The organism is Sphingobacterium allocomposti (assembly GCF_008124885.1).
In the GTDB taxonomy this organism is placed as follows: Bacteria; Bacteroidota; Bacteroidia; order Sphingobacteriales; family Sphingobacteriaceae; genus Sphingobacterium; species Sphingobacterium allocomposti.
In genome coordinates, this window is the sequence record NZ_VNHX01000047.1 from 1 (window position 1) to 2,382 (window position 2,382).

Here is a 2,382-nt window from a genome sequence, read left to right on the forward strand (position 1 = left end):
AAAACTAAATTTCAATATGACAAAGAACGAACGGACCTTAATGGGCCAAATTTATTTAATTTTTAAAACGTCCCGATTTTAATGGGACACTAATGAAACCATTTCATTTATAACTGGTGTCTATACGAATATAATACATTGTACAGTCATTTTGTTACATACCAAACAATATTTTAAAAAAGAATCGTGTGTCTAAACATTTTATTGGCTATAATGTTATAGAATGAAACAGGAAACATACATCCGCGGCGGCTGTGTAAATTCGTCTTTTTTGTGTATGTTCGAATCAGTCTATTAAACACTATTAAAACTATTAAACCACGTATATGAGCGTATACGCAAAGCTTACACTTTTTTTTAGCTGTGTGGCGCTGGTCGCATGCAACCCAAAGAAAGAAACAAAAACGGACGATACAGCACAGCGGCGACGGGATTCGCTGGAAACTATAAGAAAAGCCGAAGAGGAAGCAAGGAAAAGGCCGAGGACGGCTGAAGACATCACATTAAATAAGGAGCTAGCGTTTGATAAGCACACGCTCGAGGAAACCTACCCGTATAAAGATACGAGCCGACGTTTTCAGTTAGATAAAGTAAAAGAGCGTCTGGCCTTTGTAGAAAATTTTCAGCGCACGCCCGCCACCTACGGCATACTTCAGAACCATAAAAATAAGAATAAGGAGGCGCCGTTAGTAAAGAAATTCCATAGAAATGAATATACTCGTATATCGGATTCGCTCGGCACGGAACGCTACCAGTCGGTGCCGCTATACGCTGTCGGCGAGGTTGACGCTCCTACGCTGTACGGCCGCGACGGCTCTCTTGTAAAGCTGCTAAGCAGCGACACGGTGGACTTTGTTAAGCTGGAAGGTGTATCTTTCGATGGCACGTGGGAGGTTCCGAAGCGCTATATCAAACGTATAGGCGATACCGTAACCTTTCACCGCGTGGTGTTCGTAGACGTTACCAATCAGAATATCTTGACGGTTGAGCGTACCGGCGACTGCGAATGGGTAATCAAAAGTATGAATCCGGCCACTACCGGGCGACATAAGCCGCCCTATGCACAGGAAACCCCCACCGGGATTTTCGTCGTGCAGGAAAAGAAAGAAAAAATGTATTATTACAAAGACGGAACAACCTCTATAGAGGGGTTCGCCCCGTATGCGAGCCGTTTTACGAATGGCGCATACGTACATGGTGTTCCGGTAAACAATCCGAAAGGTGCAATTATTGAATACAGCTGGTCATTAGGTACGATTCCGCGCTCACATATGTGTGTGCGCAATGCCTCCTCTCACGCTAAGTTCGTCTTTGACTGGGCGAGGAAATACAACTCGCTGGTCGTCGTAATTGATTGATATTTACATTATTTAACATTATTTTGCTCAAATTATTAGTATTTTTGTTTTGGATAAAATTTTGTGCCTATGCGTAGTTTAATATTTATAGTGTTGACGGGGGTTTTTGTGAGTTATATACCGACAACGCTGACACATTCAAAAACCGAAACACCTAAACCTATCTCCATAGAAAAAGAAGAAGTCAAATCGGAAGCCCAGCTTTTATATGACCGGATGCATCTCCAATCTATTCTAAAATTCGAAGCATTCGAACAAGCGTTGCATGGATACCATACGTTGCGTCCCAAGAAAGCGGGCGTCTTGACCGTCATAGATTTTACGCTTCCATCGACGGATAAGAGGATGGTTGTTTTGGATATGGAAAAAGAAAAGGTTTTGTTTCATACAATTGTTTCCCATGGACGTAATTCCGGCGAAAAATATGCGAAATCCTTTTCGAACCGACATGGATCCTACCAAAGTTCGCTTGGGTTCTTTCTGACAGAGAACACCTATCAGGGCGGCAACGGATATTCGCTGGTCCTCGACGGCTTGGAAAAGGGAATTAATGATCAGGCGAAAGCGCGTGCTGTAGTAATACATGGAGCCGACTATTGCAGTGAGTCCGTAATAAAAGCTACAGGGAGACTGGGACGGAGTTATGGTTGCCCAGCGCTTCCGCGTGCGCTTACGAAACCCATCATCAACACCATCAAAGACGGAACGCTCCTGTATATTTATGCCGATAATGAACAATACATGGCTTCTTCCAAAGTGTTCCAGTCGTTACCTTCTTCGGGGCTGCTCGCTCAGCGTGACGGAGGCATAGACAGCCTTGATAATTTGAATTAACAGGCAACGTTACATTTTCTTAAAGCCTTGAAAGAGGAATAAAAAAGCCAGATCTATCGGAGAGGGCACTGAAAAAGCCTCAATTTTTTAATGATATTTAAAGAAATGACTGAGTATAGGTGTTCCCTTACTCGGTCATTTTTGTTTAAAGGGTTTCTGGAAGTTTGTTTTTTAATTGTTTTACTGAGGG

General features: G+C 42.9%; 2 protein-coding genes. Both read left to right on the top strand.

The genetic code is table 11. The features are described 5' to 3' along the window. Positions 1 to 326 precede the first annotated feature (326 nt). A complete protein-coding gene (locus BC792_RS18195) occupies positions 327 to 1,358 on the top strand; it encodes a L,D-transpeptidase (protein WP_148910440.1) in 1,032 nt (343 codons plus the stop codon). A 69-nt stretch (positions 1,359 to 1,427) separates the two neighbouring features. Next, entirely contained in the window at positions 1,428 to 2,192 is a 765-nt protein-coding gene (locus BC792_RS18200; protein ID WP_170250087.1) for a murein L,D-transpeptidase catalytic domain family protein, read from the top strand. The last annotated feature ends 190 nt before the right edge of the window (positions 2,193 to 2,382 follow it).

What these genes read in the sequence shown, in the direction of transcription:
- BC792_RS18195 (WP_148910440.1), top strand. Translation starts at nt 327, where the DNA reads ATGAGCGTATACGCAAAGCTTACACTTTTTTTTAGCTGTGTGGCGCTG.
- BC792_RS18200 (WP_170250087.1), top strand. Translation starts at nt 1,428, where the DNA reads ATGCGTAGTTTAATATTTATAGTGTTGACGGGGGTTTTTGTGAGTTAT.